Below are 13155 nucleotides of genomic sequence, written 5' to 3' on the forward strand. Positions count from 1 at the left end.
AAAAATTGTGGGACAGCAATGACCTTCGGGTTGCTTTTTTTTGTTCCTGATCGGGATGGATTTGGAGTCATTACAAGGTTAGCGTATATCTGGAAGTTCGGGCGTTTTAGAATAAACAAAAGTTGAGTCAATGAAATTGCAAAATTTTAGGAGCTCAGGATGAAAATGACTTCATGTAAAATAGGCTGGATCGATTGTATCTTATGTCTGAATCTTGGGCTATTTGCCTGTCAGCCTCAAACCTCTTCAGTCACTACATCCGCGCAATCAGAAGACACGGGGCAAATTCAGTCCAAAACAATTCCGGTTAAAGATGCTAATCAGGTCGTGTGTGAAATCGAAGGTTGTGTGCGTTTTGATTTGCAGACTGTAGATACCAATATCAGCTGGATTGATCAGTATTTTATGGAGCGGATCCAGCGTACTGAGCCGGTCGCTTTTAGCAAAGTGACCAGTAATAAAATTAAAGCAAAGGATGAGCCGAAATTTATTGATCAGCGTTCCATTCAGGTGAGTTACCTGAATCAGCATGCTCATCTAGCTACTTTTATCTTCAAAACTACTCATCAGCCTGAACGTGCCCAGTCACAATCTCATAGTGAATATGTCAATCTAGATATAAAACAGAAGAAACGTCTAGCTCTTCATCAGGTTGTGCGCGGTAATACAGATGAAAAACTGAAACAGGCTCTATATCAAGCAAATAAAGACTGGCTAGATCGCTATCAAATCACCCAGCAGAAATTAGCATTGAGCGACAATTATTATTTTGACGGTCAGGGCTTGGTACTGGTTTATCCGGCAGGTGAGTTGAGTAAGCCAATCAGTGACATGGCAGAATTAAAAGTACCTTATACAGCATTAAGCGAGATCATCCGGCCTGAATATTTATCGCTTCTGCCTCAAACAAGCCTTTAAATATTGCGCTAATAAACTCCAGCCGGTAGGTCAGTCACTGTATTTTTTGACGTTAAGAGCTTACACTATAGCCAGTTTTTTTCTTATCCAAAGATTGGCTATGATCGACCCGAAATTACTTAGAAATAATATTGAGGCTGTAAATTTAGCCTTGGCAAAACGTGGTGTTCAACTGAATGTTGAGGAGTGGGCATCATTAGAAGCTCGACGTAAAGAGATTCAATCCAAAACTGAATCCTTGCAAGCTGAGCGTAATGCCGGTGCCAAGCAAGTGGGTCAGATCAAAAAAGCAGGTGGCGATGCCTCTGAAATTATGGCACGCATGTCTGCGATTGGTGATGAAATTAAGGCTGCTGAAGCTGCTCTGGCTGAACTGCAAGCTGAACTGGAAGAAAAATCACTGTCTATTCCAAACCTTCCAGATGAATCTGTACCTGAAGGTAAAGATGAAAATGACAATGTGGAAGTCCTGAAATGGGGTACACCACGCGAATTTGATTTTGAAATCAAAGACCATACTGACTTGGGCGAAATGATGGGCGGTCTGGAATTTGAAACTGCGACCAAACTGACCGGTTCACGTTTCAGCGTTCTGAAAGGTCCTTTAGCGCGTCTGCAACGTGCGATTACCCAGTTTATGCTGGATACGCATACCACTAAAAATGGCTATACCGAAGCCTATGTTCCTTATTTGGTGAATGCAGATTCTCTACGTGGTACTGGTCAATTACCAAAATTTGAAGAAGACCTGTTCAAGCTGCAAGGTGAGAAAGAATTCTACCTGATCCCTACGGCTGAAGTGCCTGTAACCAACTTCGTGCGTGATGAAATCATTGATGCTGACCGTCTGCCACTAAAATATGCAGCACATACCCCATGTTTCCGTAGTGAAGCTGGCTCTTATGGCCGTGATACCCGTGGTTTGATCCGTCAGCACCAGTTTGACAAAGTTGAGATGGTGCAGATTGTAAAACCTGAAGACTCTATGCAGGCACTGGAAGAGTTGACTGGTCATGCAGAAGGTATTTTGCAGGCATTAGGTCTGCCATACCGTAAAATCATTCTGTGTGGTGGTGATATGGGCTTTGGTGCATGCAAAACCTATGACCTTGAAGTCTGGGTGCCAAGTCAAAATACGTATCGTGAAATTTCATCTTGCTCAAATATGTGGGACTTTCAGGCACGCCGTATGAAAGCGCGTTACCGTGCTGACCAGAAAAAAACTGAATTCGTGCATACGTTGAATGGTTCAGGCCTGGCTGTAGGTCGTACTTTACTGGCGGTCATGGAAAACTATCAACGTGCTGATGGTTCAATTGAGATCCCTGAAGTACTGCGTCCGTATATGGGTGGTGCAACTTATATCGACTAAATGTCGGTGTATGCACCAAAATGTGCATGAAAATTGCTTAGACAGTCAGATTTAAAACTTTTTGAGGCATTTTGTGGATATCTTTCCAATCTCGTTAAAGTTGCAACAGCAACCTTGTCTGATTGTCGGTGGTGGACATATTGCATACCGTAAAGCGGTATTGCTACAGAAAGCAGGGGCAGTCATTTCGGTGGTTGCCCCTGAGATCGAAGCGAGTCTGCTTGAGATTGTTCAAGCGACCGCCGGTCAATATGTTCAGGCACCTTTCAATTCTGAAATTCCTCTACGTTCCTACCGTCTGGTGATTGCAGCGACCAATGATGCTCGAGTCAACCGTCAGGTGTTTGAAGACTGTGAAGCTGAAAATGTGCTGGTCAACAGTGTTGATGATCCACCACATTGCCGTTTCATGGTACCAGCGATTATCGACCGCTCACCACTGATTATTTCAGTCGCGAGTAACGGTACTTCACCGGTATTGTCCCGTCAGATCCGTACTCAGCTTGAAGCTACCATTCCGCATGGTATGGGTAAACTGGCTGAGTTCTCTGGTAAGTGGCGTAGTGCAGTTAAAGCCAAGATCACTAATCCCGATGAACGCCGTATCTTCTGGGAAGATTTATATGCCAGTCCTTTGAAAGAACAGGTATTTAATGACAATCTGGCTGAAGCTGACCGTCTGATTGAACAAGCTTTAAATGAATGGCAAAAGCCAAAAGGTGAGGTTTATCTGGTCGGTGCTGGACCGGGTGATCCAGAGTTATTGACGCTAAAAGCCTTACGTTTGATGCAACAAGCCGATGTGGTGATCTATGACCGTTTGGTCTCTGCACCAATCATGGATCTCTGTCGCCGTGATGCAGAGAAGATCTATGTCGGTAAGGCGCGGTCTAATCATGCAGTGCCACAAGAAGGAATTAATGCCTTACTGGTGAAATATGCCAGCGAAGGCAAGCGCGTTTGTCGTCTAAAAGGCGGTGATCCGTTTATCTTTGGCCGTGGCGGTGAAGAGATTGAAGAGCTGTTTGCTGCTGGCGTGGCCTTTCAGGTCGTGCCTGGCATTACTGCAGCTTCAGGCTGTTCAGCTTATGCTGGTATTCCGCTCACTCATCGTGATTATGCGCAAAGCGTGCGCTTCCTGACAGGTCATTTAAAAGAAGGTTCACCAGAGCTGCCTTGGAATGAACTGGTCTATGAAAACCAGACCTTAGTACTGTATATGGGACTGGTTGGACTGGAAAAAATCTGTGCACAATTGATTGAGCATGGTCAGCGTCCAGATATGCCAGTAGCCCTAGTCTCAAAAGGCACCACACCAGAGCAAAAAGTCGTGGTGGGAACGCTCCAAGATATTGCATCGAAAGTGAATGAGCACCATATTCAGGCACCAACCTTGACCATTATTGGTGAAGTGGTGCGTTTACGTGAAAAATTGAAGTGGTCCTAAACGGCCATTGGACTCCCAAAAGTAGAGAAAAGCTGTGATCCATGTTGTTTTATATGAACCTGAAATTCCTGCCAATACAGGTAATATTATTCGCCTATGCGCAAATACGGGAGCACAGTTACATTTGGTCAAGCCACTTGGCTTTGAACTGGATGATAAAAAACTAAGACGTGCCGGTCTCGATTATCATGAATATGCCAATATGCAGATTTGGGAAAATATTGATGACTGTCTGGCCGATCTGGCTACTAAGGGCGTAGGTGTAGATGCAGTTTATCCGCTGACCACCAAAGGTTTTGAAACCCCGCATACCTCAGATCTAAATCGTTCTGTAGCTTTGTTGATGGGACCAGAAACTCGTGGCTTGCCAGAAAATGTCCGTATGATGTTCCCGAAAGAGCATTGGATTCGTCTGCCAATGGCAGAGAATTCACGCAGCTTAAACTTGTCTAATGCGACTGCTGTGATTGTCTATGAAGCATGGCGTCAGCAGGATTTTAAACCGCTTTAAGTTCATCGTACCGATTTAAAAAGCTGCCTAAGGGCAGCTTTTTTATTTTATGTAACAGATGCAGGTACATATTTGTTCTTTCAGGTAATCTAGCAGATAAGCTCTTGAGAATGTAGAAAAAAGGAACAAGATGTGAAAATAGGATGGATTCTAGCAGGCTGTAGTACGTTGTTGCTGGCCAGCATGATGACACAGGCTCAAGAAGCGCCACAGCAATTAGTATCATTACAAGATACAGTTCAGCCCATTACTCAGGAAGAAATCCGCCAAGGGCTGGCAGCGATGCAACAGCGCTTGAATAGCCGCATTGAGCAGTGGGGTAAAACCCTTAGCCGTGATGATTTCGAGTGGACTTGGCGTGGACGTCAGATGAAACCTGCCAAACGTCAGGAAGTTTGCGATATTTTTCAGGGCGTGGTGAATGAAATGTATCAAATGGCAGTGAAAAACAAGGCTCGACTCAGTCCGGAAGATCAGAAACTATTATCCAATCGTGATCTGTTTATTGAAAAACTGGGCTTTCAGAATAACCGGGTAAATACCCAGATGGGTTTTGATTGTCGCCTACAATAAGCTCAGTCTATTATCCAAGAAAATAAAAAAAGGCGCATAAAGCGCCTTTTTAGGTATGAACAATATCGATTATTCAAACTCGTTATGTTGTGGAGCAGGGTGCTTAAAGCCCTTGGTTTTATAACCGAGGTACAAAATACCGAACATCGCCCACCATAAACCGTATTTCAGTGCAGTTTCTTCAATTTCCAACCACATCGCAAAGATACTGATAAAACCAAGCATCGGGATGACCACAAAGCTGAAAATATCTTTCGCAGTTTTAGTACGGCCATCACGCAGTGCATAACGTGAAATTACTGAAAGGTTCACGAATGTAAACGCAGTCAAGGCACCGAAGCTGATCATCGAAATCACGATATCCAGATCCATGAAGCCAGCAGTTAAGGCCACTGCACCTACAATCAGAATGTTGTAGTTTGGCGTATAGCTTTTCGGACTGATATGACCAAAGATTTTCTTGTTGATCACGCCATCACGACCCATGACATACATCAGACGAGATACACCTGCATGAGCAGAGATACCAGACGCCATTACGGTAATGATCGCAAAAGTCAGAACATAAGACTGGAACAGTGAGCCGCCTACAAGAAGCAGAATTTCTGGCTGAGTTTCAGCAATATTCTTGAAGTAAGAACCCGGTGTAGAAGGGAAGTACAGCTGCATGAAATAAGTGCTGATAATGAAAATCACACCAGCGATTAAAGCAGTCAAGAAAATCGCTTTAGGCAAGGTGTTTTCAGTATCTTTGGTTTCTTCTGCCAGAGAGCTTAAAGAGTCAAAACCGGTGAATGAGAAGCACAGTAAGGTCGCACCAGTAATCAGGGCGCCTACCGAAGTCAGTTCATTCCAGAACGGTTCAAGACTCCAAAGCTGGTAACGCTGTTCAGCTGTAATCGGACCATCAGCATTGAAACCGGCCTGCAGTTTGGTAAAGACCATCCAGGTAAAGATACCGATCACCAGTAACTGTACCAGTACGATCAAACTGTTAAAGTTTGCCACGAAACGTGCACCGCGCAGGTTTACCCCGGTCATGAAGGCAGTCAGCACGATTACCCAGACCCAGTGGTTCACATCAGGAAACAGTGCTTCAAGATAGATCACTGCCAGGATGATGTTCACCATTGGTGATAACAGATAATCCAGCCAGGAAGACCAGCCCACCATGAAGCCAATATTCGGGTGAATCGATTTTTGGGCATAGGTATAGGCCGAACCCGAAGAAGGGTAGCGGCGAATCATGTGACCATAGCTGATCGATGTAAACAAAATTGCAATTAGGGCAATGATGTAAGAAGTAGGAACATGCAAATGACTTTCTTCAGATACCAAACCAAAAGTATCAAATAAGGTCATTGGTTGAATGTAAGCTAAACCAATAATAATGATGTGCCAGAGCCCTAGCGTTTTTTGCAGTTTAGCTGCCGATTGAGTCCCAGAGAAATTTGTCAACGGCGTTATCCTCTTAATCGTTGATCAAGGATCAGTCATATTTAATAAGGATCGTTTGAGACGAACGATCCCCCCTACAATTTTCTATAAAAGCGCGCCAATCTACTTTAAAATTACGGCTTTTACTAGCTATTTTTTGAATTTAGGCCTGCACGAAATGTGCCATTCGAAGCAAAAAACGGCGATTTCCTGCAAGATAAAAGCCCGATGTCTAAAAAAACATCAGGCTTAAATTTTTCGCTATATTGGCTTATTTTTCAGTAATTACCAAGCCTTTTTTAAGATAGATTTCAAATCTTCCAAACTGGCTTCTTTTGGGTTGTAAATGATGGAACCATCATTTAATGCTTTTTCAGCAACTTCATCCAGCTGTGCTTCAGAAATCTTACCTGTTTCACTTAATGTGCGCGGTAATTTGGTCAAGCTATAGATTCGATCACGCATGGTTAAAATTGTAGCAATGGTCTTGTCTGCACGTAAGTGTGCTGGTGTTTGTGCATAGATGTCTGCACCCGCCAATGGCAGCAGCAGCTCGGCAATCTTGTCGCCATTCACTTCCTTGTTGTATTCCAGTACATAAGGCAGGAACAGATTCATACATAGGCCATGCGGCAAATGCGCGACTGCACCTAGAGCATGTCCAAGGGAGTGCACCAGACCCACCATTGAATTGGAGAAGGCAATTCCGGCCATGGTAGAGGCCTGAGCCAGCTCCAGACGACCTTGGGCATCAGTTGGGTTGTCGAGTACGTTAAACAGGTTGGCACTGACCTTTTTCACGGCAGCTGTGGCATAAGCATCTGAAATTGGATTGGCTGCCATACAGGTGTAGGCTTCTACAGCATGTGTCATCGCATCCATGGCTGTCATGGCAGTCAGATGCGGTGGCAGGGTCTGAGTCATACGTGGATCCAGAATCGCTGCATGCGGCATCAGATAATAAGATGCGAATGGCATTTTCACATTCTTTTCGGTATCCGATACCACAGCAACCATGGTCACTTCAGAACCGGTACCAGAAGTCGTAGGAATTACGAAAAATGGCTTCAGCGGTTTAGGCAGGTTATGCGCACCAGAATATTTGAGTAAGTCGTCACCACCTTCAGAGACCAAAATATTGGTCGCTTTTGAGGTATCAATCACTGAACCGCCGCCAACAGCAATAATGGCATCGCAATCATGATCACGATAAAGCTGTGCTGCGCTGCGCACTGTACCTAAACTGGAATCTGGCGGTACATCATCGAAAATCGCTGCAATTTTGGCATCGGTCGATTCAAAAGCAGCTTCAATCGGCGCCAGCAGGTTATTGGCACGTACACCTTTATCGGTAATGATCAGTGGACGTTTGGCACCTAAAGTGGCCAATTCAAAAGGAATGTGTTCTAACGCGGCATGACCAGCAATTACTTTGACTGGGCAGAAAAATTCATAATAAGGTTTTGCCATGTTATACACTCCGTTTCAAATAAGATTGAGCGACTTTTAAGTAGATGCTGCTCGCTTCCATGATTTTATCTTTGAGTCCCAGATTATTCGGGTATTCTTTTACTGCCAGTTGCGCCACCATTTTCGGCAAGATCAGCGCTTCCATTTTGTTCAGGCAACGTACCAGACGGATCGCATAGGAAATATCACCATCGGCAATCATGCGGTCATTGGCAAAGGCCTGAGACGTGCTTTCCTGAAAGGAAAACACCAGAAAGGCATGATGCAGATGCTTAAAGGTAATGGTCAGGTCTGGCTTGATATTGCTTTCTTTGACCAGTTCCAGCTGATGTTGTTCCGTGACCCGGGCAACGAAGGCCGGGCCATGTGGAAAAACATTCATTGAAAGCCTAAAATTGGCGGGAAACTGGGCAACTTCCTGTTTGATTTCTGGGTCTACCTGACTTGCCATGACCAGGCCACGGCCAATGATATCCATCATCAGTTTGACATAGGCAAGCTGCAAAGCGGGTTTTACGGATTTTGTCGCAATCACGTGATGATCCCTATCTTGATATTATTGGTTTAGAGTAATTACTCTAATTTATTTATTGTTAAAATGCAAAGGCTTTATCTTTGCTCGACGTTCACCTGCTTAAAGTAACCGCTGCTGCTTAAAGTTTCAATAATTTCAACACACAAGTCATTAAACTTTGGCGGGTTGCTGACGAGGTCATTAATTCGCACCATTTCCAGGCCTGCATAGCCGCACGGGTTGATGGTATGGAAACCAGTCAGGTCGCAATCAATATTTAAAGATAAGCCATGATAGCTACGGCCTTTACGGATTTTAAAGCCGAGAGAACCAATTTTACGTTCATTCACATAGACGCCCGGAGCATCGGGTTTGGCATAGGCTTCAATCTCATGCTTTTTAAGTAGTTCAATCATCAGGTTTTCGGCATAAGACACCAATGTACGGACATTCCAGCCCAGACGGTTCAGGTCAAACATAAAGTATGCGACGAGCTGACCAGGACCATGCCAGGTGACTTGACCACCACGGTCGGTTTGAATGACAGGAATATCAGTTGGAATCAGGATATGTTCCGGTTTACCGGCCTGACCTTGGGTCAGTACATCATGGTGCTGCAAAATCCATAACTCATCAGGCGTATTTTCATCACGGTTTTCCGTGAAGCTTTTCATTTCCAGAAAACGGTCTTCGTAGGGAGTCAGGTTATTATATTGACGGATAATCAGGGAGGGTTTTTGAACCGCAGCTGTCACAGTGTGCGTCCTTAGAAAATTAGATCATACTGCAAATAATTATAATGATTTCAGCAATAGATAGGGGAGAGATTCGTAGTAATTGTTGGTGAGCTAGTCACACACATAAAAAACACGCCCGAAAGCGTGTTTTTTAATTTGCCAAGGTTGGAGCAGAATAATCTTAAAGTGCAGTCTTGATTAGTGGGCAAGCTGCAAGATCAGCATATACGGCATGCACCTGTTCCAGTTCAAGGAAGCGTAGCTGAGCAGTGATCGAATGATATTTACCAGTACGGGATGGAGTGATGCTTACGCTATCGCCATCAAAGTCAGGAAAATGTTTGGTGAAAATCTCAACGACCGCATTCAGCAGTTCTTCACCTGCAAGGCCAATGAGTTTGATTGGGTAATCCATTGGAAAAACCCAAAGATCTTCGCGGAGTTCACGAGATGGTGTGCGGTCTAACATGTAGTCCCCCTATTCGAAACGCCTGCATAGCGCAGGCGTTTGGGTGTATTGCAATACAAAATGGAGACGAGAGATGAAATTTCAAGTCTCCAAAATTGTATTAAATCTTAATCATTTTCCAGGAATGAACGCAGGTGTTCAGAACGGGAAGGGTGACGTAACTTACGCAGTGCTTTCGCTTCAATCTGACGGATACGTTCACGGGTTACGTCGAACTGTTTGCCGACTTCTTCTAAAGTATGATCCGTTGGCATGTCGATACCGAAACGCATTTTCAGGACTTTCGCTTCACGTTCAGTCAGGTTTTCCAGTACTTCGCGAGTCGCTTCTTTCAGGCCTTCTGAAGTAGCAGCATCCACTGGTGAAGTGATGTTGCTGTCTTCAATGAAGTCACCCAAATGCGAATCTTCATCATCACCGATCGGTGTTTCCATCGAAATCGGTTCTTTAGCGATTTTCAGTACTTTACGAACCTTCACTTCGTCCATTTCCAGACGTTCGCCCAGTTCTTCCGGTGTCGGTTCACGGCCCATTTCCTGAAGCAATTGACGAGATACACGATTGATCTTGTTAATCGTTTCAATCATATGCACTGGAATACGAATGGTACGTGCCTGATCCGCGATTGAACGGGTGATCGCCTGACGAATCCACCAGGTGGCATAAGTCGAGAACTTGTAACCACGACGGTATTCAAACTTGTCTACCGCTTTCATCAGACCGATGTTACCTTCCTGAATCAGATCTAGGAACTGCAGACCACGGTTGGTATATTTCTTCGCGATCGAAATCACCAGACGTAAGTTTGCTTCAACCATCTCTTTCTTGGCACGACGCGCTTTCGCTTCACCGACTGCCATACGTTTGGCAATGTCTTTGATGTCACGAACTTTAAGATCAAGATCTTTTTCGATATCTGCAATTTTTTGCTGGAAGGCCAATACGTCAGGACGTACTTTTTCCAGATAAGCTTTCTGATCAGCAGTCGCTTTCGCAATTTGCTCATCTAACCAGGCTGGATTCGATTCCTGACCCGGGAAAGTAGTACGGAACTGGGTACGGTCCATACGGCCACGACGGACGGCATAACGCATCACTTCACGTTCTGCACCACGGATCTGGTCATGTGTACCACGAATCATTTCAGAAATGATATCGAACAAACGCGGCGTGAACTTGAACATCATGAACACAGTTGCAAGCGCTTGAAGTGCTTCTTCTGCTTCTTTGCTGTTACGGCCGTGTTTTTCCAGTACCGCTTTGGTATTTTTCCAGGCATCTGAAAGTTCGGCAAAACGAACTTTGGCAATTTCTGGATCTGGGCCTGAGTCACCTTCAGAATCGTCATCGCTATCAGACTCTTCATCTTCCTCGTCATCATCCAGTTTTACATCTTTGGTTGACTTGGTCGTTGCTTCTTCATCTTCTTCGATTTCAGCGACTTCTTCCAGCACTTCTGGAATTTCTTCATCTGATTCAGGGTCTAAATAACCTGACAGAATGTCAGCAAGGCGGCGTTCGCCAGCTTCATAATCTTTGTATTCTTGTAGTACAACTTCTACAGCATTCGGCCAGTAAGCAATAGAGTGAAGAACGTCTCGGATACCTTCTTCAATGCGTTTTGCAATGCTAATTTCGCCTTCACGCGTTAAAAGTTCAACGGTACCCATTTCACGCATGTACATACGTACAGGGTCAGTCGTACGACCTGGTTCGTTTTCTACAGATGCAAGTACAGCCGCAGCTTCTTCTTCTGCAACTTCATCAGCAGCTTCTGCAGTATCCTCGAACATTGCATCATCAGATTCAGGCGCACGATCATGGACAGGAATACCCACATCATTCAGCATTTGAATGATATCTTCAATCTGTTCGCTTTCTGTGATGGAGTCCGGGAGATGATCGTTAACCTCAGCGAAGGTTAAGTAACCTTGTTCTTTGCCTCGGCTAATCAGAGCCGCTACTTGAGAAGTAGGGGAAGTCATATCGCTCATCTTTGCTTACTCTTCGTTGAATCTGTGGCAGTGAAAAACCGTGCATGATAGCACAATTCACCTGAAATAGTTTTGGAATTGATCAGTCAAGCATGATTTTATAAATATGTTTGAATAACAATTGAATATCGATATTGGGTCTAAGTTTATCTTTTCAAGTGTATTTCCCAATCTAATTTTAGAAACGTCCCTCATCCATGGGATAAAAAGCGTTCACTATCTAACCAGCTAATAAATACACAATTATGCTGTAGAAAAACAAGAGCTAACTAGTATAAACATACAAAATATATAAATAAAACTTGACAAGTTTTTAAAGGCAAGATAAATAGCGCCTAGACCCATTTACATTTTTCACTACGAGGTAGTTTTAGTGTCTTCGACAGATTTTGAACTAGATGATAGCTACGGTGATGATGATGTTAATTTCGATGAGGCATCGAGTAAGCTAAGTGCGAAAGAGTCGTTGGAAAAACGTCGTTTAATTGATGATCTGCTCTCGCAACGCCGTCTGGAACGCGAACTCAAAGATTTTGATTATGACTTCGACGATGATGACGACTTTGACGACGAAGATTAACGAATTCAGATTTAGCATAGCCTGAATAAATGCTATGCTAATCCTTTCGGTTTTCTAAGTTTGGATGTTAAATGAGTGCTTTAGATTTAGACCTGTTGAGTGAATATCTGGACGGCGACCAAAATGAGTATGGTCTGGATTTTGCGGCAACTCATGGTTTCTTATGTGCTATCGCAGTAGGCCCGCAATTTGACAAATGGATGGATGAACTTTTTGAAGGCAACCAGAAAAAAGTGCCTGCAGAAATCATCAATCAGGTTAAAGCATGGTTAGAGTCAATCCGTCAAAGCTTGGCCAATGAAGAAGGGATCACTTTCCCATTTGAAATTGAAGAAGCAGATACCGAATCAAGTCTAGGTGACTGGAGTGTGGGCTTTGTAGATGCCATGTTCCTGAACGAAGAAGCCTGGTTTACAGAAGAATTTGAAGAACAGTTGGTCGATTTAACGCTGCCAATTATGGTATTCAGTGGCATCGATGAAGAAGATCCGCAAATGGAATCTTTCCGTCGCAATGGTCAGTTAATGGATGAGCTTGCAGAAGAGATTCCAGAAAACTTGAATGAATTATATCTGATGTACCACACACCAGAATAAGTCATGCCCCGCCATGAAAAAGCACCGTCAGGTGCTTTTTTTAGCTCAGGTGTTTTGTACAACGTTTGGACTAGTTAATTACCTAGTCTAAGGTTTATGATCGGCACCCGTACGCTTGCTCAAGCTATAACGCGCATAGCCATTGTAGGCGATATGCAACAGCAAGGCATGTAAGGCAATACTTGCAGCTACCAGAAACGAATTTGGCCCGCGTCCTGTATAAGGCATCCTTCTATAGATTTCCTCCGTCTGTGGATGCAGCCAGATCACTATAAACAAAAAGATAAATCCAAAGGTCATGGCAATAATCGTGGAACCCCAGACCAGTCTGCTTTTCTCTTCCTGGGTGGGTAGTCGGAGTTCTTTTTTCACAAAGTATCGGGCGCTGAGAAAGGCGGAGGCAATCAGGGCAGGAATCAGCAGAATGGCGCCCAGATTGAACACGTAGATGAGTATGCCGACTATTAAGACCAGAGTCAGATAAACGGTGGCAAAATATTTAAGATAGTGCGACATCGTTTTAGCCTCCTTATGCTG

The 13155-nt window shown here is 44.1% G+C and carries 14 protein-coding genes; 7 read left to right on the forward strand and 7 right to left on the reverse strand.

Going from position 1 to position 13155, the window contains the following annotated elements; all coding sequences use genetic code 11:
• Positions 1–159: 159 nt before the first annotated feature.
• From G5T77_RS00355 to G5T77_RS00375, 5 genes are all read left to right on the forward strand, one after another.
• Complete coding sequence (locus G5T77_RS00355; RefSeq protein WP_166137863.1) at positions 160–918, forward strand: DUF3298 domain-containing protein; 759 nt, start codon at positions 160–162, stop codon at positions 916–918.
• Between the two features lie 100 nt (positions 919–1018).
• The gene (gene serS, locus G5T77_RS00360) at positions 1019–2290 is read left to right on the forward strand and encodes a serine--tRNA ligase (protein WP_005236894.1); all 1272 of its coding nucleotides are present in this window, start codon (positions 1019–1021) and stop codon (positions 2288–2290) included.
• 73 nt (positions 2291–2363) lie between these two features.
• The gene (cysG, locus tag G5T77_RS00365) at positions 2364–3737 is read left to right on the forward strand and encodes a siroheme synthase CysG (RefSeq protein ID WP_166137861.1); all 1374 of its coding nucleotides are present in this window, start codon (positions 2364–2366) and stop codon (positions 3735–3737) included.
• A 34-nt stretch (positions 3738–3771) separates the two neighbouring features.
• A complete protein-coding gene (locus G5T77_RS00370) occupies positions 3772–4248 on the forward strand; it encodes a tRNA (cytidine(34)-2'-O)-methyltransferase (RefSeq protein WP_166137859.1) in 477 nt (158 codons plus the stop codon).
• 183 nt (positions 4249–4431) lie between these two features.
• Complete coding sequence (locus tag G5T77_RS00375) at positions 4432–4821, forward strand: hypothetical protein (RefSeq protein WP_171521858.1); 390 nt, start codon at positions 4432–4434, stop codon at positions 4819–4821.
• A gap of 69 nt (positions 4822–4890) precedes the next feature.
• On the opposite strand, the gene G5T77_RS00380 is transcribed toward G5T77_RS00375, so the two are convergent.
• From G5T77_RS00380 to rpoD, 6 genes are all read right to left on the reverse strand, one after another.
• Positions 4891–6279 carry an APC family permease gene (locus tag G5T77_RS00380; protein WP_004784881.1) on the reverse strand — a complete coding sequence of 463 codons (1389 nt, stop codon included), beginning with the start codon at positions 6277–6279 and terminating at the stop codon, positions 4891–4893.
• Positions 6280–6543: 264 nt separating this feature from the next.
• Positions 6544–7728: an iron-containing alcohol dehydrogenase gene (locus G5T77_RS00385; protein ID WP_034170151.1), complete on the reverse strand. Its 1185-nt coding sequence runs from the start codon at positions 7726–7728 to the stop codon at positions 6544–6546.
• Position 7729: 1 nt separating this feature from the next.
• Positions 7730–8263: a hypothetical protein gene (locus tag G5T77_RS00390; protein ID WP_159123447.1), complete on the reverse strand. Its 534-nt coding sequence runs from the start codon at positions 8261–8263 to the stop codon at positions 7730–7732.
• A gap of 74 nt (positions 8264–8337) precedes the next feature.
• Positions 8338–8997, reverse strand: coding sequence for a lipoyl(octanoyl) transferase LipB (gene lipB, locus G5T77_RS00395; protein ID WP_159123448.1), 660 nt, complete (start codon positions 8995–8997; stop codon positions 8338–8340).
• Positions 8998–9160: 163 nt separating this feature from the next.
• Positions 9161–9448: a DUF493 domain-containing protein gene (locus tag G5T77_RS00400; RefSeq protein WP_004784874.1), complete on the reverse strand. Its 288-nt coding sequence runs from the start codon at positions 9446–9448 to the stop codon at positions 9161–9163.
• Positions 9449–9555: 107 nt separating this feature from the next.
• Positions 9556–11442, reverse strand: coding sequence for an RNA polymerase sigma factor RpoD (rpoD, locus tag G5T77_RS00405; RefSeq protein WP_004784872.1), 1887 nt, complete (start codon positions 11440–11442; stop codon positions 9556–9558).
• 373 nt (positions 11443–11815) lie between these two features.
• Here rpoD and G5T77_RS00410 point away from each other — a divergent pair, with 373 nt between their 5' ends.
• Together G5T77_RS00410 and G5T77_RS00415 are read left to right on the forward strand one after the other, a co-directional pair.
• Positions 11816–12022 carry a PA3496 family putative envelope integrity protein gene (locus tag G5T77_RS00410; protein WP_004784869.1) on the forward strand — a complete coding sequence of 69 codons (207 nt, stop codon included), beginning with the start codon at positions 11816–11818 and terminating at the stop codon, positions 12020–12022.
• Between the two features lie 71 nt (positions 12023–12093).
• A complete protein-coding gene (locus G5T77_RS00415; RefSeq protein WP_004784868.1) occupies positions 12094–12618 on the forward strand; it encodes a YecA family protein in 525 nt (174 codons plus the stop codon).
• Between the two features lie 87 nt (positions 12619–12705).
• Here the strand turns inward: G5T77_RS00415 and G5T77_RS00420 are convergent, their stop codons facing one another.
• Positions 12706–13134: an ABZJ_00895 family protein gene (locus G5T77_RS00420; RefSeq protein ID WP_166137855.1), complete on the reverse strand. Its 429-nt coding sequence runs from the start codon at positions 13132–13134 to the stop codon at positions 12706–12708.
• Between the last annotated feature and the right edge of the window lie 21 nt (positions 13135–13155).

The organism is Acinetobacter sp. GFQ9D191M (genome assembly GCF_011174875.1).
GTDB lineage: Bacteria > Pseudomonadota > Gammaproteobacteria > Pseudomonadales > Moraxellaceae > Acinetobacter.

Coding starts and splice junctions, on each gene's coding strand:
- G5T77_RS00355 (WP_166137863.1), top strand. CDS start 160: ATGAAAATGACTTCATGTAAAATAGGCTGGATCGATTGTATCTTATGT.
- serS (WP_005236894.1), top strand. CDS start 1,019: ATGATCGACCCGAAATTACTTAGAAATAATATTGAGGCTGTAAATTTA.
- G5T77_RS00375 (WP_171521858.1), top strand. CDS start 4,432: ATGATGACACAGGCTCAAGAAGCGCCACAGCAATTAGTATCATTACAA.
- G5T77_RS00385 (WP_034170151.1), bottom strand. CDS start 7,728: ATGGCAAAACCTTATTATGAATTTTTCTGCCCAGTCAAAGTAATTGCT.
- G5T77_RS00400 (WP_004784874.1), bottom strand. CDS start 9,448: ATGTTAGACCGCACACCATCTCGTGAACTCCGCGAAGATCTTTGGGTT.
- rpoD (WP_004784872.1), bottom strand. CDS start 11,442: ATGAGCGATATGACTTCCCCTACTTCTCAAGTAGCGGCTCTGATTAGC.
- G5T77_RS00415 (WP_004784868.1), top strand. CDS start 12,094: ATGAGTGCTTTAGATTTAGACCTGTTGAGTGAATATCTGGACGGCGAC.
- G5T77_RS00420 (WP_166137855.1), bottom strand. CDS start 13,134: ATGTCGCACTATCTTAAATATTTTGCCACCGTTTATCTGACTCTGGTC.